Genomic DNA, 20,719 nt, shown 5'->3' on the forward strand with positions numbered 1-20,719 from the left:
CCGTGCAACCAGATCTCGCGAATCGCGCGCTCGTCCGGCTGCGTGCGCCCCGCGCGGGGTGCGCCCAGTTCGGGCCGCCCGCCCCGGACGGCGTCGTCGCCGCGCCGTCATCGCGGCCGGTAGGGACCGAGGTCCACCTCGCGCAACGGCGAGCCGCCGTCGAGGAACAGGCGCCCCCCGGGCGTCAGCGCGTCGGCGATCCGGCGCAGCGCCTGCGCCTCGCGCGCGGGATGCCGGCCGTCCAAGACGCCGACCCGCACCGCGAGGGCCAGGTCGTAGGGCGCCTCGCCCGGCGCGAGCGCCAGATCCTCGACCGCGACGCACCGCACGCCGAGGCGTCCGGCGGCGATCTCCGCCGCCGCGGCGCGTTCGACGAGCGCGATGCCCTCCGCGGACCGATCGACGACGAGCACGTGCCCGGCCGCCCCGACCCGCCGGGCCACCTCGCGCGCCGCGGCCCCGGGCGCCCCGCCGACCTCGAGCACCCGCAGGCCGGGCCGCAGCGGCAGCGCGTCGGCGATCGCCGCCAGGCGTGGGGACAGGGACGTCATCGACGGCATCATCCCCGCTGCCGGGACCAACGATCGGGACCCCGTCAGCGACGCGGATCCTCGTCGTTCGGATCGGGCACCTCGTGCGTGCGTCGGGATCTCGCGGCGTAGCGGTCGCCGACGCTGCTCGCCGCCGCGGTGACTGTCATGAGGAGGCCGAGGAGGACGACGACGTACCCGACGCCGCGCGTCCGGCAGGCGAAGGGCTCGTCGCCGCCGTCGCAGCGCATGCCGTTGTCGGTCTGGCCCGTCTCCCACCCGATCTGCCAGACGCCGAGGACCAGGAGGACGGCCGCGATGGCGAAGAGGATCGTCGTCGGGCGGGACATCGCCGGAGCGTGACAGCGGAGGCCGCCCGGCGGACGCACGGACGTCGCGCCGTGGGTCGCCGACGGGATGGGAATGCTGTTCGACTCGTTCGCGCGTGGCGACGTCCGTTGCCGAGGAGCGCTGCGTCCTCTGCTCGTTGGGGTCGCGATTGGCCCGTCGTCCAGCCGCCGAGGGCGGCTCAAGGTTCGTCGTCCGCCCTCCCGCCGATGCCGGGCGGCGGGTCGGCCTCGGGATCGGCATCGCGCTGGCGCCGTGATACCGCACGACGTAGACCGACGGCCGACGCCCAGCCCGCTTATGCCCCGCCGCTCCCCGGAAGGGCTTCCAGCCCTTCGCAGCGTTATGGCCCAGAGACGTACCACCGCCGGCGCTGCGTGCTGACGAGGCCTTGAACCGGCGACCATGACTGTCCGGCTATTGAAAGGGCATCAAGCGCCGTCGATCAGGCTCGACGGCGGGACGTCTAGGGCCTTTGCCAGTCGCAGGACTGTCGAGATCCGCGGATCCCGCAGGCCCCGTTCAATCCGACTGACCTCGGTCGGGTGGATCCCGGATCGATCTGCGACGTCCTCCTGAGTGAACCCGGACGCTTCCCGCGCCGCGCGCACGTTCGCTGCGAAGGCGGCCAGGTCCGCTAAGTCGATCGTGTTGTGACATGCCCCCAGCCACCAGAGGGAAAGTCACAAGTTAGGCTGCAGCGATGAGAACCTTTGCGCTCGTGACCCTCGTGGTCGTGACCTTCGGCCTGACCGGATGTGGCTCAGATTCGACCGACGCCGCAAACGAGCCCGACGTCAGGACGAACGACGCCCTCACCGACAGCGAGAAGGACCCCGGCTACAACCCCGAGGTCGTCGCCCTCGGCTTGAAGCTCGCTGCCAGCAAAGCCCACACCTATTGCGAGACCCGAAGCCTGGGGCAGCATGACGCCAGCGAGACGGACCTCCATGATTTCGCCGCGCAGTCCGGCCGCGTCGTCAAGAACTACCCGCGGGTCACGATCGACGGCGCACCACTCAGCGACTACCTCAGACGCGAGGCGGACTCGCTCCGGTCGTGCTCCTCGTCTACAGCCGACACGATTCTGGCGGCGCGGGCTCGAATCCCGAAGTAGCGGATCGATCCGGCCACTACCGACAACTACGCGGAGACAATGCGCATCGAGGACATCGAGATCCACGACGGCGAGCCCGACCGACCCTACGAGGTCGTCGGAGACGTCCTCGCTCGGATCGGCACACGCACCCCGCTCAATCGTTCCCCGAGCATCGAAGCCATCAACTCAAGACTCAGGGAGAAAGCGATCAGCATGGGCGCGAATGCCGTCATCCGCGTGGCATACACACGCGGCCCGATTCCTAGCTCGTGGAAGGGCCTGACGGCCCGCGGAGTAGCAGTCCGACTGGAGCAAGACACACGGCGATGCCCGTCCTGCGCCGAGAGCATCAAGCGGCAAGCTGTTCGGTGCAAGCACTGTGGCGCAGCAGTGACTTGAGCATGCGAAGCCTGGACTGGGGGCAGTCTGGGCGGCGAGCCGACGCCTGGCGGACACGCCGCCGATACGCGCGCTCAGGGCGAACGCAAGTCACGGCTTCGAGAACGACGAAACCCCCGCTGGGCGGGGGTTTCGAGAGGTACCGCTACGGGGATTCGAACCCCGGTTTCCGCCGTGAGAGGGCCCGGCCAGCACCGGTCCTTCACCACGAATTGCCTGCAAAATTAGGCCACTGCGTACGGCCGCGAGCGCGCTCGACCCTTTTTCGACCCCTACGCCTTGCGGTCGCCGCACCTGTCGTTACGCTGCGGCGATGGCCAAGCTGTTGCCGACCGAGGTCTTTACGCCGTCGAGCCTTCCGGTGAAAGAGACCAACGTCTACGCCGCGCGCACAGAAGCCGAGGAATCTCTAGATCGTGCTCTAACGCGCAGTGAGGTCCCGGTCGTGTTCGGGGAGTACGGGGTGGGTAAGACCACGCTCATCAAGAAGCATTTCGCGGAAGCCGACCGCGATGGTCGACTGATCCACTTCCTAACCCCCCAGGACCGCAAGTTTGACGACGTTGCGCGGCTCGTCCTCGAGGCACTGGACTACGAAGTCGTGGTCGAAACCACGAAGGGCCGTGGCGCCACGATCGGCGGAGAAGCCGAGGCCTCGTACTTTTCGGTTCTGAAGGCGAAGCTAAAAGGCGAGATCACGGAGTCGTCGTCCTCCAGGACCGAACTGCTAGTTCGGACGCCCACCGACCATGGCCTTCTCAACGCGATGGCCGACGCGGAGATCGTCCTTGCACTCGATGAAGTCCACACGGCGTCCGAAGGCTTTCGCCGTCAGCTAGCTTCCATGATCAAGGCGAACAACGGGCTGAATCGCGGCTGGCCCAAGATCGTCGTGATCGGCACGACAGCCGACGCGGCCGAACTCGTCAAAGAGGATCAGGGGATCGATCGGATTCTCCGCGAGGTACGCGTGAACCCGATGACCGACGACGAAGCCCGTTTCGTTGTGACCAACGGAATGGGAAAGCTCGACATCCACATCGCTACGGAATTGGTCGAGCGGATGGTGAGGACAGCGGCTGGGGCCCCGGCCCTCCTCCAGGAGGTCTGCCTCGACGTCGCAGAGCGAACCGTCAAGCGCGAGACGGGTGAGGTGTCCGACGAGGACATCGATTACGCCGTTACAACGTTCATCAAGACAAGTGAGCGGCGTCTAACGCAGCGCTACATGGAGGCCATCGAAACCGTCGGCCCCAAGCGGTACCGGAAGCAGATCCTCCGAGCCATGGCGGAGAGTCCCAGCGATTTTGTGACCATGGAAGAGCTCACCACGTCCATCTCGAAGTACCTGAACGAGACCGTTCCATCGACGACCCTGAGCGGACCGCTTGCAACGCTGCGAACCCCCGAGTACGGAGAGATCCTGCGTGACGTGCCGCGACCGTCTCAGGACGGAACGCGCGTCTACAACCTCACCGCGTTCAAGGACCCTCGAATGAAGGCCTTCATTCGGGTCATGGTGGCTGTCGAGGAGCAGGGGCTCCTCCCCAAGAAGGGTGAGTTGAGCTAGCAGGTCTGGCTGGCGACGCCCAGGCGGGCGGCCAGGTCGGCGTTGCGGTCCGGGGCCAGGTGGGCGTACTGCTCGGTCGTGGTGACGCTGGCGTGGCCCAGCCACTCCTTTACCTGCAACAGGTGCGCGCCCTGCGCGATCAGCAACGCCAGCCCCTTGGCCGTCAAGAAGCACTGCTTCGTCTGGCCGTTCTCGCGGCGCTCGATGTAGCCCTCCCGCTCTGCGCTGTCGAGCCATCGCTGCCGGTTCTCTTTGGTCCCGGTCATCGCCTCGATGACCTTCGTGCTGCTCGCGCCCTCCCCCACGGCCGCCACTGCTTGGACTGCGCGCCGGGCACCTTCTTCGCTGCGGGCCTCGGCACGGGTCTTGCCGGTGGCCAACAACGCACGATTGCCCGGGCTGTAGGCAAGGTCGATGGCATCCAGGTCCACGTCGCGCCCCATCGCCCGGAACGAGCGCCGCCCGCTGGCCCGGTCTTTCGTCAGGTACCAGCCCACGTCCATCCAGTCCTCGAGGCGCTGTGCTCCGCGGGCTCGCTCTTCGCCGTCTTCGTAGGTGGCCTTGCCGGTGTGCGTCACGACCACGGCGTCTCGGATGCCGGCGGACTTCTTGAACGCGTCCAGCGCGTCGGTCCACGCGGCCCCTTGGCTGTTGCTGTTCTCCTCCTCGACCAACGGCCGCGCCGCCCGCGCCCAGGGGTCAACGACAACGACCTCGATCTCCTGTTCGCGACAGAGCGCGGCAGCCTCGTCACGCACCTCGGGGAGCCAGAACTGGAAGCTCTCGCCTCGCAACGACCACGGCACGACGCGCTCGGTCTGCTCGATACCGATGCCGCGGAACCAGCTCAGCTCCTGCCGACGCGAGAGCTCGTAGTCGAGGTAGAGCAGCCGCCCATCGAGCGGCCGCACCGGAAATCGACCGAGGAACGCGTCGCCGTCGGCGAACGACTTCGCGAGGTTCATCGCGAGCGTGGTCTTGCCGGACTTCGCCAGGGCCACCACGACGGCGTTGCCACCGAATGGCAGCAGGCCGTCGACCGTCCACTCGGCCTCGGTGGAGGGCTCAGCCAGGGCGTCGGCCAAGGTTCCGGTCGGCAGTGGTGGCCGCGGGCGGTCCGATGCGATCAGCCGCCGGGCCTCCTCTCGAACCTCGATGCGGCGCCGCTCCCGCTCGACGTCGCGTCGGAACTCGTCGGTCGGCAACGCCCGCGAGAACTCTGCCGGCGACACTCCCAGCGCAGCGGCGATCTCCCCCACCGTGCAGCCTGCGTGGCAGTGCAGGACGACCGGGACGTCGTCGCCCGTAGCCACGCTCAGGCTGGGGCCGCGGTCTTCGTGCGCCGGGCAACGAACCTGCCAGCCGTTGGCGGTGCGCTTGGCGCTGGCGCCCTCTCGGTCGAGCAGCAGCCGCAGCGCCGCCGGTAGTGGCTCGCCTGCGGCCTGTACGACCCGCTGCGCCCCCGGCGACGGGGTACCTGGCGCCTTGGGCCGCGTGCGTCGTAGGTCGGCCAGGCTGCCACCGGCGTCCAGGAGGTCGCTGACGTCCTTGTGGGGCTTCGGCGGAGCGCGATGAACCACCCGGATGCCGCCCCGCTCCAGGCTCTCCCAACGCTCAGGGCGTGAGCCCGGCCCGGCCCGTCGTTGTCGCGAACGACGGTCGCCTTCGTGTAGCCGAGGTCGGCTAGGTGGCGGGTCAAGTCATCGGTCCACTTGCCTGCCCCGCCGGGGTTGCACGTCGCGGTGAACCCCTCGGCCCAGAGAGCGTCCACGTCCTTCTCGCCCTCGGTAATCCGCACGCTGGCCCGGCCGGCCTCGGCCACGTCGGCCAGATCGTTCAGCCGGTACGGCACCGAGGGCGCGCCGTTGCGGCCGGGCGCCCACGCGGCGCCGGTCCAGTGTTCCTGAGTGACGCTCTTCTGGCCGTCCGGACCGACCTCGATACGCACCATGAACAGAGGCTCGCCACTGACTCTTCGATAGATATGGGTGCGCGGTAGCAACCCACCGTTTTTGGTGGTAGAATTCACCTCGCGGCTCCTTCCCGTGGTTGGTGTGTGTGATGACTAGGGCCGGCGAGGGTTCCTTTCTCCCTCGCCGGCCCTGCTGCGTTCCGGAGCGCCCGGGAACTACGCGGCCGTCTTGGGGGCGGCCTCGTCCTTCGCGGCAGCGATCCAGGCCTCTTCGTCTTCGCGGTCGACGCGCCAGGTATTGCCGGCGCGCCACGCACGAAGGCGCCCAGCCGCGATCTGCTCGCGAACGTGGCGACGGGTCAGGCCGCGCCGGTCTGCGACCTCATTGATGGAGAAGGAAAGCCGTTCCTGCCCGTTGGAAAGGACGGGCGGCTGCGTCGGTTCGGTCTTCGGCATCGAAGGCTCCCTAGCGGCAGGCACGGGTCTCAAACCCAGGAGACGCCGCCTGCACTTCAAGGCGCCACTCGGGCTTGAGACACCGCCGCTCGAGACTTGCCGAAGGCCCTTAGCGCGGAAAGCTCATTTGCGACGCGCCTGGCGTAGACCTCGTTGGAGGATCCGATCGCGGCCCTACCGAGTGGGCTGAACGGTCACGGCTCTTACACGCCCCAGAGACCCCGCTCGGCAGCGGGGCAACGGACGCGACTGTCGCCAACGAGTGCACGGTGTGTGTACGCCTAGAAGGCACACTACCGCAAGGGGCCGCTAAGATTCAAGGCGGTCTCTTACGAGTCGTTAGCGGTAGGCGCTGCGTCCTCGATCTCCATCTCGCCGACGTAGGCCGCCGGAGTGTTCTCGATGGCCTCGCGCAGCAGGCCCAGCGGCCGGGGCGCAATGTCGTTGTCGAACACGTCCACATCGCTGGGCAGCGGGCACGGCGGGCACCGCGACAGCCGCTCGACCTCGTCTCGCGACGGGTACATGCCCTGGTCGGCGAAGCTGGCCTCGACGCGCTCGCGCACGGCCACCGTGAGCGGGTGCCACGCGGCCTGAGCTGCACCCCACAGCTCGCGCGCCTGCACGTACTGCCCCCGCAACGCCTCCATCGCGGCCCGCGCCGCCTGCGTTGTCTTCTCGGCCTCCTTCGCAAACGCATCCAGCTCGCGTTCGTACAGCGCCTTGAGTTCCGCCTCGGCCTGGCGCCGGCCCCGCAACGCCCCCTGGCTCTCGACGGTCACCTCCGCCAGTTCCTTCTGGAGGTCGGCCCGGCGCTCGTTCGTGGCCTTGAGCTGCTTCCGTTCGATCTGACCGCGAGCGAGCCTGGCGTAGTTGTCGGACTGCTCAACGTCCGCCTCTGCGATCTGCCGCCGCAACTCAACCGCCCGCGCGCTGAGTTCGCCGCCGGTCAAGGTCGCCGCACGGATCTCGCCGCGCAGCCGCTCCCGCTCCTCAAACGCGTCAGTCATCGTTGCCGTCCTTCGGCGTCGGCCCGGCGGCCAGAGCGACCTCGACCTCGTCCCAGCGGTCGATGATCTCGTCGCGCGACATGCGCTGCACCTCGGCGAACGTCAGCGGCTCCCAGTCGGGCGTGTCCTCGTCCAGATTGATCCCGTCGTACGGGGTACTCATTGCGTCTCCTGTCGGTTCCTTGTCATCACCACGAAGTCGCCCACGCGCCGCGGCGGCGGGCGGAGAAGGTGCTCGGGCGCGCTTACGTTGCTGCCCCCGACGGACTGCCAGATTGGGACCCGCGGAACGTTCAGGCCGGCGCCGGTCTTCACGGTCCGGAAGGCCGCCTCAGGGTTGAGGGCGGCGGCTCGGGGCGTGGCGAGTCCAGCTCGGCGCAGCGGCCGACCAAGGTCGTCCAGCGACCATCACGGAGCTTGTGCGGCGCCAGCGCCAAGGCCAGGGCGTCCGAAAGGTCGTCGTGGCCGCTGCCCTCGTCTGTTGCGGCCTCGACCCGTTCGTTGCCCCCAGCGGTGAGTTCCACCCGAAGGAACAGCAGCTCGCGCAGAAGCTCGGTGTCGCTCGACGACAGCACGATCTGCCCCCGGTGCAGGAGCATCGCCAGGTCGCCGTACATCGCCCCCTTGGACTGCGCCGACGTCATATGCGGCAGCACACGGGCGTGCCAGTCACGTCGCGCGGGGCGCGGGTCACGTTGCCGCGTGCGCTGCTCGAAGCGCGTCGCGTCGACGAGGCGTAGGCGGTTGCGGCGAGCTCCGCCAGCGTTGCCAGGGCGTCGGGCCATCGCCCGCAGGAGCGTCTGCGTGGCGGACTCGCCGATGCCGTTGCGCTCGGGAACGAGAAACCCCCAGTGCGCCGGTGCGTCGACGATGTCGCTGACGACGTCGGGCAGGGGCGCCCCCTCCTGCCAGCGGTGCGCGAGCGCAACGCCGAACATCGGCAGGTCGGTGGCGACGTACGGCAGCCGGGCCACTGCCACCAGGGCTGAGCGGTCGTGTACGGCTCCCCAGTCGACCCCTGCGAGCACCCGTGCGGGCCCGCGCAGGCTCTGCAGCGTGCCAGGCACGTAGTCGGCCGTTGCGCGGTCGAGCAGTTCCTTGCTGAACAGGGCGTCGCTCCCCGACTGGAACTCGCCCAACATCTCCGCCGCGAACCGCGCCGGCGACATGCTCTCGCGCATGGCGGCCACGGCGCTGGGCGTGATCCACGGGCACTCGTCCACGCTCCACCGGAACGTCTGGTGGAAGTCGCTGTGCTGGTCGCCGCGGACCACCGCGTCGTAGAAGCTGCCCTGAGCCCGCCCGGCGGTCCCGGCGAAGATGACCAGCGCCTCCGGCCTGGCCGCCACCGTCGGCAACGCCGCGCTGACGATCAAGTCCTGGGGCAGCAACTGCGCCTCGTCCAGAATCAGCGCGTCCACGCTCCAGCCGCGGATCTGCGCCTCGCTGGCAGGCACGCTGCGGATCTCGCTGCCGTTGCTGAGACGAACGAGCGCGGCCTGCTCTTCGATCGCTGCCCCGCGCAACGCCTCGTTGCTGCTCACGACCATCCGCACCTCGCTCAGGAGGCGCTTGGCCGCCATGTCGCCGGCGCTCACGATCAATACGCGCTGCCCGGCCTTGCGCATGGCGCGCCACAGCGCGTAGACGGCGAGGCTGCGCGACTTGCCCGACTGGCGCGGCCCCACGATGGCGCTGAACCGGCGTTCCGCGACGCGTCGCAGGTCGGCGGCCTGGCGATCGGAGAAGGGTCTCTCGATGTACTCCGCGAATGCGGCTACGTCCTTCCGGAGCGTTGCGGCATCAGCCATCGCCGTCACTCGACGCCGGGTTGAGGATCTGCTCCCACCGCGGGCGAAGACCCACGAACTGGGCGTGCATCTCGTTGAGGCGCTCGAGCCCGGCCGTCGTGCCACGCATCACGCGCTCGACGGCTCCCGTCGCGGTGTCCCGCATGTAGATGGCGGGATCAAGCTGGCGTGGCATCTGCGATCTCGACCTCCTCGCCCTCTCCAACGGCGCTCATCTGGCTGGCGAGATCGAGCCTCTCCGGCTGGCGGTACTCGGCGTCCAGCTCCTTGATGATGCGCTCGGCGCGGCGCTCCCACAGGTGCAGGTCTCGCACGATGTGGAACGGCTCGCCGTTCTTGTTGCGCACGATGCCGCGCTGCGCGTCGAGCCATCTCGTTGCCAGCTCGATCCGGGCGAACAGGTTCGCCAGCAGCGCCAGGCGCACGTCGTCGATGTGCTCGTACCGCTGCTTGAGGATCACGGCGTGCTTCTCCCGTACGGGAGCGAGCCGCAACTCGCTGGAAGCGCCGTGCGTGACGGCACGCTGATTGCCCTTGGGAGACGGCGACAGGCGGCCCATGCGGCGCACCGTAGCGCCGCCCGGCGGCCGTGTTTTCGACCCCTCTTTCGACCCCCGGCGCTACCGAATCCTTGCGGCATCTACCGCATCTAAGGGGCGTTTGACCCCTCCCGACCCCCAGTACCGACAGGGAGTCCAGGAAGCAGAAAACCCCGCGTTTGCGGGGCTTTCTTGAGTACCGCTACGGGGATTCGAACCCCGGTTTCCGCCGTGAGAGGGCGGCGTCCTAGTCCCCTAGACGATAGCGGCGCGGGGACGGGAGTTATAGCAAGGGGACCCGGGGCGTGCGGTGACGTCGGCGGGTCGTCGAGGCGACCGTCGTGACGCTCGCGCGGAGGCGTCAGGCGGCGGCACCAGGACGGGACTGGTAGACGCCGTCCACCGCTCGTAGGGTCCGGTCATGAGCATCATCGGCGACGTAGTGACCGACGCGCTGAGCAACGTCTTCACGTTCGCGCGCCGCGACCGCGGGCTGGAGCGGCTCATGGCCGAGGGCGAGCTGCTGCCGGCCCGGATCTACGCCATCCGGTACGTCGAGCAGCACGACACCGCCGACACGTGGCTCTACGGCCTCGACGTGCCGACCGCGGCGGGGCCGCTGCGCGTCACCGTCCGCCAGCAGCTCCTGCCCGAGCCCGAGCGCGCGCACCTCGGCGCGACCGTGCTCGTCCGTCACCGCGACGGCGACGTCGCGATCGACTGGGAGGAGACGCTGCGCCGCGCGGGCGTCGCCCTCGGCGACGAGCCCGCGGTCGCTTTCCGCACGAAGCAGCTGCGCCACGCGATCGAGCCGGGGATCGACCACCGGGGCTCGGACCGGTCGCGGCTGGAGCAGGGCCGCCGCGCGCAGGCCCGCATCACCGGGATCGAGCCGGTGGTCGTCATGGGGATGAGCACCGACGCGTGGAACGTGCGGCTCGTGGTCGACGACGACGGTGCTGCGCGACCCGTCGCGGGCCGGCGGATGCGGGTCCCCGCCTTCGCCGTGCACCTGCTGGACGAGGGCACCACGGTTCCGGTGGCGATCGACCGGCGCCGGCCCGATCGCGTGACCGTCGACTGGGCAGCCGCCGCGGAACACGCCGTCGCCGCGACCCCGTGAGGCACCCGCCCGACCGGCGGTCGCAGCCGGGCCGGCATCAGCGGCCCCCAGGGGCCGGCGAGTGCGTCGGCCCGAACCGTTCACGCGCGCACCCCCGCCGGTGGCCTAGCGTCCTGGCATGCCCGCGCTCCCCGTCCGTCGCCTACGCGCTCCCGCGCGCGTCCTCGTCGCGGCGCTGCTCGCAAGCCTCGCCCTGACCGCCCTCCCGGCGCCGGCCTCGGCCGCGACCTGGCTCGACCGCCGCGTCATCAACATGACCCACCAGGGCGGCGAGCGCGAGCATCCCTCGGGGACGATGTACGCCTTGCGCGAGTCGCTCGCGCTCGGAGCCGACACGCTCGAGCTCGACGTCCAGCCCACCCGCGACGGCGAGCTCATGGTCCTCCACGACCAGAGCGTGAAGCGGACCACCGGCGTCGACCGCTCCGTCTACGCGATGACCCGCGCCGAGGTCCAGCGGCTCGATGCGGCACGGAACTTCGTGCCCGGGAAGGGCACCGTCGCCGACCTGCCCGCCGACCGCTACCCGCTGCGCGGCGTGCGGACGGGCGAGCAGGCCCCGCCGCTGGGGTACCGGCCCGACGACTTCCGCATCCCGACGCTCGAGGAGGTCCTGCGGGCCTTCCCGGACGTGCCGATGAACATCGAGATCAAGGGCCGGTCGGACCAGGACCTCGACTCGTTCCTGCGCAACGCCCGCCTCCTGGCCGACCTCCTGAAGCGCGTGCCGCATCCGCCGCTGATCGTCGTGTCCTTCCAGCAGGCCGCGGTCGACCGGTTCCGCGAGCTCGCCCCGAGCATCCCGGTCGCCCCGGGCATCACCGGCGTGGCGCTGTTCCTCGCCACCGGCCTGACGCCGCCCGGCACGCAGGCGCTGCAGGTGCCGCCGAAGCAGTTCGGCCTGACGCTCGTGACGAAGGAGTTCGTCACGCGCGCGCACGCGATGAATCAGGCCGTCCACGTGTGGTTCAGCGGCCAGGAGGAGTCCGACCGCGTGTACCGCCAGATGCTCGACCTCGGCGTCGACGGGATGATGCCCGCCGCGCCGCGGGCGCTCGAGCGCGTGTTGTGCGAGCGGGGCGTCTCGCGCCCGCCCGGCAACCCGAACCACTGCTTCGGCGGCGCGCGCGAGGCCGCCGCCCGCTGCGCCGCCACGCCGGTGGCGGTCTCCCCCGTGTCGACCGCCTCGGGGCGCAGCAGCGTCACCGTGACGCTGCGCCGGACCGAGGACGACGTCCGCTTCGCCTGCGGCGGAACGGTCCGCCTGCGCGCGGTGCCGGGCAAGCGCCGGCGCGGCAACCCGCCGGCGAACGCCCGCCTCGGCGACGCCCCGTTCCGCCTGCCCTACGGCGTGCGCGACATCGACGTCGCGGTGCCGGTCGGCCGGGCGACGACGACCCGCCTGCGCCGCGCTCCGCGACGGGTCCTCGCGGTCGCGGCGGCCGCCGTCGACGGCCAGGACCGCGAGCGGACCCGGCGCGCGACGCTGCGCCGCTGAGCCCGCCCGCGACGGCCGCAGCCGGGCGCCGTCGCGGCGGAGCGATGCGCTATCGTGCGCGTCCCGCTCGGACCCTCGGGTCCGGACGGCAACGGCCTGCGGATGTGGCGGAATTGGTAGACGCGCACGGTTCAGGTCCGTGTGGGAGAGATCCCGTGGAGGTTCGAGTCCTCTCATCCGCATCGCGCCGAAGGCCCCGCATCGCGGGGCCTTCGTCGTTCCGGGGGCTCCGCGCGCCGGCCGGGCTCAGCCGGTGGTCGAGTCGCTGAGGTGCTTGCCGACCGGCCCGACGTAGGCGCCGCGCGGCAGGCCGGCGAGGTCCGCCTCGTCGCCCTTCACGAGCGCGAGGTACACGCGGCAGGTGCGCCGCATCCCCCGTCCCGTGGCGACCTTCACGTGCGGGCCGGCCCACAGCTGGCGCCCGGCGTGGACGAAGAGGTACTCGCGCGGGTGCTGGCCCAGCGCGGTGGCCGAGACGTCGTCGGCCCACTCCAGGCCCTCGTCGCGCGCGACGTCGCGGATCGGTCGCCCCGTCCCGCCGGGCGCGTTCCACGCGGCGGCGACGCGGTCCAGGGCGACGAGATCGCGCAGGAGCTTGCGCGGCTCGTCGTACGGCGCGCTGCGCGCGGTCTCGAAGGCCCGGTCGGTGTAGACGAGGTGCTGCGCGTGGCGCGCCGCGAGCTGGACCGCCTCCAGGCAGGTGCGGACCTCCGGCAGGTCGTCGATCCGCAGCGGCGCGACGTCCTCCGGGTCGACGAGGTCGACGTCGGCGCCGGCCTCGATCGCCTGGCGCCGCAGCCGTCGCGTCTCCACGAGCAGCCGCGCCTGCTCGGCCTCGGCCGCCTCCGCCCGCCCGGTCAGGACGTCGAGCGCCTGACCGCGCTCGTCGAGCTGGCGCTCCAGGTCCGCGACGCGCGCCACGAGGCCCTCGTGCTCGGCGTCGCGCTCCCGCGCGCTCGATGCGCCGCCCCGTCCCGACGCGGACGTCTCGCCCGGCGACGCGGCGGCCTCGGACGCCTCATCGGTCCGCCGCCGCGACGCCGCCTCGGCGCGTAGCTGCGCCAGCTCACCGTGCGCCCGCTCGAGCTCGCCGGTCAGCCGCTGGCGCTCGCCCTGCTCCGTGCCCGCCTTCGTCCGCTGACGGGTCTCGGCGGCCCGCGCGCGCTCCAGCGCGACGGCCTGGCGCTCGGCGTCCCGGGTACGGCGCTGCTCGGCGGTGTCCGCGCGCCGGCGCTCGGCGTCGCGCTCGCGCTCCAGCTCGCCGGCGACCGCGCCGACCGCGCGCAGCGCCGCCGGGATCGCGTCCGGCGCGCCCGGGGTCGGCAGCTCCTGCCGGGCGAGCCGCCGCGTGGCGTCCTCCCCCAGTCCCGCCAGCCGGGCGAGGCCCGCGACCGCCGGATCGACGGCCGCCGCGTCCGGCGCCGCGGGGTCGGAGGCCGCCGGCGGCGTGCGCGTCGGAGCGCCGTTCCGGCGAGCGCCGCGCCCGCCCTTCGGCGCCCGCCACCCGGGGCGGGCCCCGAACCCGCTCGTCTCCCGGTCGATCGCCATCCCTCGATCTTCGCAGCGCTCGCCCGTGGGCCTCCCCACCGACTCGACGATCATCCGGGTGCCATCGCCGTCCGGCGGCCGGCGCACGGCGCCTCCCGGTGGCGTCCCGCCGCTCGCCTCAGCGCACGCGGAGCGTCGCGCGCATCCCCATCCGCGCGTGCCCGGCGATCGTGCAGGTCAGGCGGTAGCGCCCCGCGCGGACCCGCAGCGTCAGCTCGCCGAGCTCACCGGGCGCCAGCGTCCGCATCCGGTACGTGCGCCCGGTGGCGCGGCCGGTGCGCGAGAGCCGGACGAGCTGCACGTCGTGCAGGTCCTCGCCCTGGTTGCGCATCTGGACGATGAGCGTCCCGGCCTTCACGCTCGTGCGCGACAGGCCGAGGTGGTGCTCGGTCGCGGTGATGAAGACGCGCGACGGCGCGGCGGCCTCGACGGGACGCACGAGCGTCAGGCCCGCGACGGCGAGCAGCGCGGTGAGGAGCAGGAGCGGCAGGCGGAGGGTCATCGCAGCAGGGCGTAGCGGCCGACGCGGCCGGCGTCGGGCAGGATCGCGGCGCCGTCGACGCCGAGCCACTGCTCGGCGATCGAGGCGTACAGCGCGCGGAAGTCGGTCGTGGCGCGGAGGTTGCCGTCGCGGTCCAGCTGCGACAGGCCGGGGAACTCGCCGATCATCGACCCGTGCACGCGCGAGCCGAGCAGCAGCGAGACGCCGGCGGCACCGTGGTCGGTCCCGCCCGAGCCGTTGGCCTGCGCACGGCGGCCGAACTCGCTCCAGACGTGCACGAGGACCCGGTCGGCGAGCCCGCGCGCCGTCAGGTCGGCCTGGAAGGCGCGCAGCGTCTGGCTCAGCAGCTCGAGGTTGCGCTGCAGCGTCGGCGCCTGCCGGTCGTGGGTGTCGTACTGGCCCGGACCGTCGACCGCCACGCAGCGCAGCGGCAGGCCGGCGCCGAGCATCGCCGCGAGCGCCCGGAGCTTCTCCGGGAACGACGAGTCCTGCGCCGTCGGGTAGCGGACCGGCGAGGCGTCGGCCGCTCCCTGCTCGCCGTCCTTCGGTCGCACCGGACCGAGCTGGTCGTAGAGCGCCATCGATCGCTGCGCGACCCGGCCGGCGACCGCGATGGCCGGATCGCCGGAGGCCGCGTGCGCCCGGCCGATGCGGGCGGCCGACTCGCGCATGAGGTCGTCGACGTCGCCCCAGACCTGGTGCGCCCAGAACGAGTACTCCGACGGATCGGCGACGGCGGCGACCGGGACGCGGCTCGTGGCGAGCGCCGGCGAGAGCGTCCCGTCCAGCGACAGGCCCTGCAGCGGGTGCTCGTCGTCGCCGACGCGGTCCAGCAGCCGGCCCATCCAGCCGGTCGTGCCGCGGTGGTCCAGCGACCCGACCTCCCAGTAGTGGCGGGAGGTGAAGTGGCTTTGGTCGGGGTTCGCGTAGCCGATGGCCGGCAGCACCGAGAGGACGCCCTGCTCGTGCAGCTCGCGCAGGGGCTCGGCGGCGGGATGCCAGCGCAGGCGATCGTCCTCGCGGAACGGCCGGGCCTCGTCGCCGATGAGCAGGCCGGAGCGCAGCTTGCGGTACTGCGGGTCGCCGACGGGCGCGAGCAGGCCGAGCCCGTCGAGCCCGCCGCCGAGGAAGACGGAGACGAGGACGGTGCCGCCCGGCGCGGCGGCCGGGGCGGCGGCGTGGGCCACGGAGTCCTCCAGCTGCGCCAGCGGCAGGTGCGAGGCGCCGTAGACGGCGAGCGCCAGGCCCGACGCGCGCGCCAGCAGCGCGCGGCGGCTCATGCCGGTGCCGGCCGGCGCGGGCTGGCCGGGCTCGATCGACGGCAAGCCGCGACCGGCGGCCGCGCGGGCCGCCTCGGCCCGGCGGTGGGAGCGGCAGGGTCCGGGCATCAGCAGGTGAGGAAGTCCGGGGACGTGGCGATGAGCATCCGCAGGGCGTTCTGGCGCAGGCGCGGGTACTGCTCGCGCTGCCAGCGGGCGGTGGCGGCGCGGTCGACCTCGCCGGCGAACCGCTCCAGCTCGGCGCGGGTCGTGGCCGAGATCGTCGGGTCGCCCCAGTGGCGCAGCGCGCGGGCGACGGCGTCGGCGGGGCTCTCGGGCAGCGCGTGCGGGTACGGCCCCTCCCCCAGCGCGTCGGGCTTGGCGACGAGGTTCGCCGTCACCCAGCGGCCGTGCCAGGTCCCGGTGTCCAGCCAGCGGTCCTCATCCCACCCGGCGACGTTCGGGGGACGGAAGAGCTGCTGGCCCGAGAGGGACCCGGCCCAGCTGAGCGACTCGTCGTGGACGGCGCGTCCGGTTGCGCGCAGCAGGCCCGCCGTCTGCACGATCGGGCTCTTCACCTGGCGGGGCCCCGTGTAGAGCGCCGGGTGCATGAGGATCGCCTCGAGCACCGGCAGGATCGGCCTGCCGGGTCGGTAGAGCGCGACGAGCGAGCGGACGGTGGCGCGGTCGGGGGTCGCAGGGACGAAGGCGCCCCAGAGCTTCGTCACGACGAACCGCCGGTGGGCGGGGTGCGCGAGGCAGAGGTCGAGGCTGTCGCGCCAGTCGAACCGCCCGCGGCGCCCGAAGATCCGCTTGCGGCCGGTGTCGTGGGCGGCACGGACGTAGCGGAACCGTCCCGAGCCCGACCCGGTGCTCGTGCGCTGCCAGCCGGTGAGCGCCCGGGCGTGCTCGCGGACGTCGCGCTCGGTGTACGAGGCGCCCGCGCCGAGCGTGAAGAGCTCCATGAGCTCGCGCGCGTAGTTCTCGTTCGGCGACCACTTCGTGTTGAACGCGCCGGAGAGCCAGAGGAGCATCGCCGGGTCGGTCGTCACGGCGGCCAGCAGCGACCGGAAGCTGCCGCGCGCGTGCTTGCGCAGCGTCGCGTTCTGGCGCAGCATGAGGTTCCCGTCGGAGGTGTCGCGGCTCGTGGCGAACCAGTCGTGCCAGACGAGCGTCATCCGCTCCACGAACGGCTGGTCGGAGCGCACCATCCGGTCCAGCCACCAGAGGTGGTCATGGCCCCACGCGTCGCGCGGCGCCAGCGGATGCCCGTCCTTGCCGGTCGGCGCGGGGCCGACGAGCCTCGCGGGACCGGAGACGCGCGTCAGCGACCGGACGGCCCCGACGAGCCCGCGCTGCGCGAGGGCCTTCGCCTCCCCCGGCTTGGGACCGAACCCGGCCCGCCAGAGCAACCGCTCGGCGTGCTGTTCGGTGAATGGACCGCTGAACCGACGCATCGAGCCGGTCGACGGTACGAAAGGCCAGATGCCGCGACGGCCGATCTGGCCGACTGTTCGGGCGGCGGTTCGTGGGCCATCCGGCGTTCAGGGGACCGCGTCCGGCCGGCATCCGTCGCGCCGTGCCGACGCGTGCAGCGGTCGCTCGGCGCCTCCGCCTACAGCGGCGCGACCCGGTCGAACCAGGGCGCAGCCTCCTCGAGCTGCGCGGCGAGGCGGATGAGCAGCCCCTCCCCGCCGAGCGGCGCGACGAGCTGCACGCCGAGCGGCAGGCCTGCGGCGGTCCAGTGCAGCGGCAGCGAGATCGCCGGACGGCCGGTGATGTTCGCCAGCTGCGTGTAGGGCACCCAGCCGAGGTTCTTCTCGACCATGTCGTCGACGATCGGCGTGTGGCGCAGCAGTCGCGCGGTCCTCGTGCGCAGCAGCACGTCGGAGGCGCGCTGGAGCGCCACCGGCAGGTCGAACTCGCCGATCCGCGGCGGCGGGGTGGCGAGCGTCGGCGTGAGCAGCAGGTCGTAGGACTCGAAGTACGTCGTCAGGCGGCGCGCGTGGCCGTGCCGCGCGTTGACGGCGTTCACGTAGTCCACGCCGCTCGTGGCGCGGCCGAGCGCCGCCATGATCCGCGTGTCGCGCTCGAACCCGTCGTCGCCGGCGCCGGTGAGCCGCTTGGCCTCGTCGACCGACGCGGCGACGGAGACGAACCACGTCAGCAGGAACTCCTTCGCGAGCGCGTGGTCGTCGAAGGGCGCCTGCGCGAGCTCGGTCACCTCGTGCCCGAGGGCCGTGAGCGTGCGGATCGCGCCGTCGACCGCGGCGCGGGCCTCGGGGTGCGGGTCGGGCGTGATCGCCGACGGCACGCGCACGCCGATCCGCAGCGTCCCGGGATCCTGGCCCACGAGCGAGGCGAACGACGCCTCGGGCACCGCCGGCACGTAGGGCCCGGACGGCTCGCCGCCGCGCAGGACGTCGAGCATCGCAGCGGTGTCGCGCACGGTGCGCGAGACGACGCCGTGGGTGGCGGCGCCGTGCATGCGCTCCCCCGCGGCCGGACCCACCGGCACGAGTCCCCGTCCGGCCTTCAGCCCCACGAGGCCGCAGCAGCCGGCGGGGATCCGGATCGATCCGCCACCGTCGCTCGCACCCGCGCACGGCACGATCCCGGCCGCGACCGCCGCCGCCGAGCCGCCGGACGAGCCGCCCGGCGTGTGGTCGGTGTTCCACGGGTTGCGGGCCGGACCGAAGGCCTCCGACTCGGTGATGCCCTTCGCCCCGAACTCGGGCGTGTTGGTCTTGCCGAAGAGCACGAGCCCCGCGTCGATCCAGCGCTGCACGACGGTGGAGTGCTCCGTCGCCACGTGCGAGACGAGCGCGCGCGAGCCGCTGGACCCGGCCACCCCGGCGACGTCCTGCTCGAGGTCCTTCACGAGGAACGGCACACCGGCGAACGGCCCATCGCGCTCGGCGTCCGGCTCGACGGGGACGTCCCGCACGATCGCGTTGATCCGCGGGTTGACGGCCTCCGCGCGCTCCCGCGCGGCGGCGAGCAGGTCGCCCGCCGACACCTGCCGTTCGGCGATCAGCCGTGCGAGGCCCGTGGCGTCGTGGCGGCGGTACTCCTCGAGCTCCATGGGCGCCATCATCGACGGGCGCCCCACGGACGGCAACCGCCGTCGCGTCCGGCGCCGTCGCGTCCGGCGTCGACGCGTCCGCCGCCGACGCGCTCGGCGCCACCTCGCCGTGCGCCGCTCAGGCCAGCTGCTCCTGCAGGCCCTTCCGCGCCTGGTCGCCGATCCGCTTGAGCAGCACGGCCATCACCGGCTCGGCGAGCTTGCGCGCGCCCTTCAGCTCGATGTCGACGTCGTAGGTCACCTCCGAGCCAGAGCCCTTCGGCGCGACGGTGATCGTGTCGATCGAGACGAGGCTGCCCGTCTCGGAGCGCAGCACGACCTTCTGACCGTCGACGAGCTCGACCGTCTCGTAGTCGAGCTCGACCTTCGTCAACCCGCTGCCCTGCACGACGTGGAACGTGGCGCCGACCGCGACGGGGTCGCCGGCGCTCGTCACCGCCGCCTCGGTGATGTTCGGGTCCCAGTCGGCCGTGTTCGAGAAGTCCGCCATGTACCGGAAGACCTCCTCGACCGGCTTGGGGCTCTCGACGGTCCCGGTGTAGTTCGGCATGGGTCCGCTCTACCCCGCCGCGGCGACGTCCACGCCGGTGCGCGAGTCCTCGGGGACCGCCCGACGACCCCCGTCTCCGGTGGTGCACCGGAACGCAGAAGCCCCGCCGTCGGCAGGGCTTCGTGACATCGGGGAGACAGGATTTGAACCTGCGACCGCCCGGCCCCCAGCCGGGTGCGCTACCAGACTGCGCCACTCCCCGGCGCGGTGCAGAAGGGTAGCGCAGCGGCCGTCGGGCTGCGGGTCGGGCGACGCCGCGCGTCAGCGGAGCGCGCTGGTCGTGTTCTCCACCGTCGGGGCGGCGAAGACGACCAGCAAGCGAACGCGGCCCCCGCGGTTCGGTCCTGGTCGTGTTCTCCCCGCTCAGGGCGAGCAAGCCGACCCGCGGGCCCGCACCAGCCGCCGCACCCCCGCGACCGCTTTATCTCGCGACGAGCAACTCTTACGCGTCGCTCAGAGAACGACGGCCTTCGGCTCAGGAAGGGGCGCTTTCATCTCCATCACCGGATCCACAGGGTTCGGAGCACACGATGAACGACCTCCTCCTCTACGCGCTGTTCGCCGTCCCGCCGCTGATCCTGGGTCTGCTGGCCCAGAACTGGCTGCGCAAGACGGTGGCGCGCTACTCGCAGCAGCCCACCACGACGCACCTCACCGGTGCGGAGATCGCGGAGCGGATCCTCGCCGCCAACGGCGCGACCGACGTCCGGGTCGTCCCCACCAACGGTGCCCTCACCGACCACTACGACCCGCGCACGCGCACCGTCGCGCTGTCGGAGCCCGTCTACGGGCAGCGCTCCGTCACGGCCGCCGCGGTCGCCGCGCACGAGGTCGGGCACGCCCTGCAGCACCAGCAGGCCTACGCGCCGCTGGCGTTCCGCACGGCGATGTTCCCGGCCGTCGCGTTCGCGTCGAGCTTCTGGATCGTCCTGCTCATCGGCGGCTTCCTGCTCCAGCAGGCGGGCCTCGTGTGGCTGGCGATGGGCCTCTACGCGATCGCGGTGCTGTTCCACGTCGTGACGCTGCCCGTCGAGTTCGACGCGTCGCGGCGGGCCGGCGTCCAGCTCCGCCAGCTGGGACTCGTCGGCGGCACGGAGGCCGCCGGCAGCCGCCGCGTCCTGACCGCCGCCGCCTCGACCTACGTGGTCGGCGCCCTGGCCGCGATCAGCCAGCTGCTCTTCCTCGTCCTCTCGACCCAGAACGACTGACATGGACATCGAACCGCCAAGACCGCCGCCCCGCCTGGCCGCCGCGCACCGCGAGCGGCCGGGCGGGGCGGCCACCCACCTCGCCGGGCGGCACCGCGGCGCATCGTCGCCGCGACCCGACTCGGCTCCCCACGTCCGCCGACCCGGAGATCCGGGGGGATGCCTCAGAGGACGGCGGCGGACCGGCGCGCAACGGCCGGTCCTGCGAGCCCGGTCGTACCACCCACCCACCACCGGTGCTCCCAACGCGCGAGGGCCGCGACATCCGTCGC

General features: G+C 72.2%; 21 protein-coding genes and 3 tRNA genes. 6 read left to right on the plus strand and 18 right to left on the minus strand.

What is annotated here, in order from left to right; all coding sequences use genetic code 11:
• Window positions 1-107: 107 nt before the first annotated feature.
• From SK069_RS14230 to SK069_RS20315, 3 genes are all read right to left on the minus strand, one after another.
• Window positions 108-551 (minus strand): SAM-dependent methyltransferase, encoded by a 444-nt coding sequence (locus SK069_RS14230; RefSeq protein WP_319954915.1) that lies wholly within the window; start codon window positions 549-551, stop codon window positions 108-110.
• A 44-nt stretch (window positions 552-595) separates the two neighbouring features.
• Window positions 596-880: a hypothetical protein gene (locus SK069_RS14235; protein ID WP_319954916.1), complete on the minus strand. Its 285-nt coding sequence runs from the start codon at window positions 878-880 to the stop codon at window positions 596-598.
• A 429-nt stretch (window positions 881-1,309) separates the two neighbouring features.
• Window positions 1,310-1,546, minus strand: a complete 237-nt coding sequence (locus tag SK069_RS20315; RefSeq protein ID WP_406628298.1) for a helix-turn-helix domain-containing protein — start codon at window positions 1,544-1,546, stop codon at window positions 1,310-1,312.
• A 35-nt stretch (window positions 1,547-1,581) separates the two neighbouring features.
• Here SK069_RS20315 and SK069_RS14240 point away from each other — a divergent pair, with 35 nt between their 5' ends.
• Together SK069_RS14240 and SK069_RS14245 are read left to right on the plus strand one after the other, a co-directional pair.
• Window positions 1,582-1,995 carry a hypothetical protein gene (locus SK069_RS14240; protein WP_319954917.1) on the plus strand — a complete coding sequence of 138 codons (414 nt, stop codon included), beginning with the start codon at window positions 1,582-1,584 and terminating at the stop codon, window positions 1,993-1,995.
• 694 nt (window positions 1,996-2,689) lie between these two features.
• Window positions 2,690-3,946 carry an nSTAND1 domain-containing NTPase gene (locus SK069_RS14245; RefSeq protein WP_319954918.1) on the plus strand — a complete coding sequence of 419 codons (1,257 nt, stop codon included), beginning with the start codon at window positions 2,690-2,692 and terminating at the stop codon, window positions 3,944-3,946.
• On the opposite strand, the gene SK069_RS14250 is transcribed toward SK069_RS14245, so the two are convergent.
• The 8 genes from SK069_RS14250 to SK069_RS14285 all read right to left on the minus strand — a co-directional run bounded on the left by SK069_RS14250 (window position 3,943) and on the right by SK069_RS14285 (window position 9,944).
• Window positions 3,943-5,526: an AAA family ATPase gene (locus SK069_RS14250; protein ID WP_319954919.1), complete on the minus strand. Its 1,584-nt coding sequence runs from the start codon at window positions 5,524-5,526 to the stop codon at window positions 3,943-3,945. The two genes, SK069_RS14245 and SK069_RS14250, sit on opposite strands and share 4 nt — an antisense overlap.
• Window positions 5,527-6,074: 548 nt before the next feature.
• Window positions 6,075-6,314 carry an excisionase family DNA-binding protein gene (locus tag SK069_RS14255; protein WP_319954920.1) on the minus strand — a complete coding sequence of 80 codons (240 nt, stop codon included), beginning with the start codon at window positions 6,312-6,314 and terminating at the stop codon, window positions 6,075-6,077.
• Window positions 6,315-6,643: 329 nt separating this feature from the next.
• Window positions 6,644-7,324 carry a hypothetical protein gene (locus SK069_RS14260; protein WP_319954921.1) on the minus strand — a complete coding sequence of 227 codons (681 nt, stop codon included), beginning with the start codon at window positions 7,322-7,324 and terminating at the stop codon, window positions 6,644-6,646.
• Entirely contained in the window at window positions 7,317-7,487 is a 171-nt protein-coding gene (locus tag SK069_RS14265; RefSeq protein ID WP_319954922.1) for a hypothetical protein, read from the minus strand. The genes SK069_RS14260 and SK069_RS14265 overlap by 8 nt, the downstream gene beginning before the upstream one ends.
• A 148-nt stretch (window positions 7,488-7,635) precedes the next feature.
• Complete coding sequence (locus SK069_RS14270) at window positions 7,636-9,135, minus strand: terminase large subunit domain-containing protein (protein WP_319954923.1); 1,500 nt, start codon at window positions 9,133-9,135, stop codon at window positions 7,636-7,638.
• On the minus strand, window positions 9,128-9,310 hold the full coding sequence (locus tag SK069_RS14275) for a hypothetical protein (RefSeq protein ID WP_319954924.1): 183 nt from the start codon (window positions 9,308-9,310) through the stop codon (window positions 9,128-9,130). The genes SK069_RS14270 and SK069_RS14275 overlap by 8 nt, the downstream gene beginning before the upstream one ends.
• Window positions 9,294-9,695, minus strand: a complete 402-nt coding sequence (locus SK069_RS14280) for a hypothetical protein (RefSeq protein WP_319954925.1) — start codon at window positions 9,693-9,695, stop codon at window positions 9,294-9,296. Before SK069_RS14280 ends, SK069_RS14275 begins: the two co-directional genes overlap by 17 nt.
• Window positions 9,696-9,871: 176 nt before the next feature.
• A tRNA-Glu gene (locus tag SK069_RS14285) sits at window positions 9,872-9,944 on the minus strand.
• A 151-nt stretch (window positions 9,945-10,095) separates the two neighbouring features.
• On the opposite strand from SK069_RS14285, the gene SK069_RS14290 reads away from it, so the two are divergent.
• From SK069_RS14290 to SK069_RS14300, 3 genes are all read left to right on the plus strand, one after another.
• Complete coding sequence (locus SK069_RS14290) at window positions 10,096-10,797, plus strand: hypothetical protein (RefSeq protein ID WP_319954926.1); 702 nt, start codon at window positions 10,096-10,098, stop codon at window positions 10,795-10,797.
• Between the two features lie 118 nt (window positions 10,798-10,915).
• Window positions 10,916-12,295, plus strand: a complete 1,380-nt coding sequence (locus SK069_RS14295) for a glycerophosphodiester phosphodiesterase family protein (RefSeq protein WP_319954927.1) — start codon at window positions 10,916-10,918, stop codon at window positions 12,293-12,295.
• Between the two features lie 98 nt (window positions 12,296-12,393).
• A tRNA-Leu gene (locus tag SK069_RS14300) sits at window positions 12,394-12,477 on the plus strand.
• 64 nt (window positions 12,478-12,541) lie between these two features.
• Here SK069_RS14300 and SK069_RS14305 read toward each other — a convergent pair.
• From SK069_RS14305 to SK069_RS14335, 7 genes are all read right to left on the minus strand, one after another.
• Window positions 12,542-13,843, minus strand: a complete 1,302-nt coding sequence (locus tag SK069_RS14305; protein ID WP_319954928.1) for a hypothetical protein — start codon at window positions 13,841-13,843, stop codon at window positions 12,542-12,544.
• A gap of 118 nt (window positions 13,844-13,961) precedes the next feature.
• Complete coding sequence (locus SK069_RS14310; RefSeq protein ID WP_319954929.1) at window positions 13,962-14,345, minus strand: hypothetical protein; 384 nt, start codon at window positions 14,343-14,345, stop codon at window positions 13,962-13,964.
• Entirely contained in the window at window positions 14,342-15,733 is a 1,392-nt protein-coding gene (locus SK069_RS14315; RefSeq protein WP_319954930.1) for a DUF1501 domain-containing protein, read from the minus strand. Before SK069_RS14315 ends, SK069_RS14310 begins: the two co-directional genes overlap by 4 nt.
• Window positions 15,733-17,061: a DUF1800 domain-containing protein gene (locus SK069_RS14320; protein ID WP_319954931.1), complete on the minus strand. Its 1,329-nt coding sequence runs from the start codon at window positions 17,059-17,061 to the stop codon at window positions 15,733-15,735. Before SK069_RS14320 ends, SK069_RS14315 begins: the two co-directional genes overlap by 1 nt.
• A 158-nt stretch (window positions 17,062-17,219) precedes the next feature.
• The gene (locus SK069_RS14325; RefSeq protein ID WP_319954932.1) at window positions 17,220-18,689 is read right to left on the minus strand and encodes an amidase; all 1,470 of its coding nucleotides are present in this window, start codon (window positions 18,687-18,689) and stop codon (window positions 17,220-17,222) included.
• A 118-nt stretch (window positions 18,690-18,807) separates the two neighbouring features.
• Window positions 18,808-19,239, minus strand: a complete 432-nt coding sequence (locus tag SK069_RS14330; RefSeq protein ID WP_319954933.1) for an SRPBCC family protein — start codon at window positions 19,237-19,239, stop codon at window positions 18,808-18,810.
• 128 nt (window positions 19,240-19,367) lie between these two features.
• Window positions 19,368-19,441: transfer RNA gene (locus SK069_RS14335), tRNA-Pro, on the minus strand.
• A 328-nt stretch (window positions 19,442-19,769) separates the two neighbouring features.
• Here SK069_RS14335 and SK069_RS14340 point away from each other — a divergent pair.
• Window positions 19,770-20,447: a zinc metallopeptidase gene (locus SK069_RS14340; RefSeq protein ID WP_319954934.1), complete on the plus strand. Its 678-nt coding sequence runs from the start codon at window positions 19,770-19,772 to the stop codon at window positions 20,445-20,447.
• Window positions 20,448-20,719 lie beyond the last annotated feature (272 nt).

It is taken from the genome of Patulibacter brassicae (assembly GCF_033949425.1).
Classification (GTDB): Bacteria; Actinomycetota; Thermoleophilia; order Solirubrobacterales; family Solirubrobacteraceae; genus Patulibacter; species Patulibacter brassicae.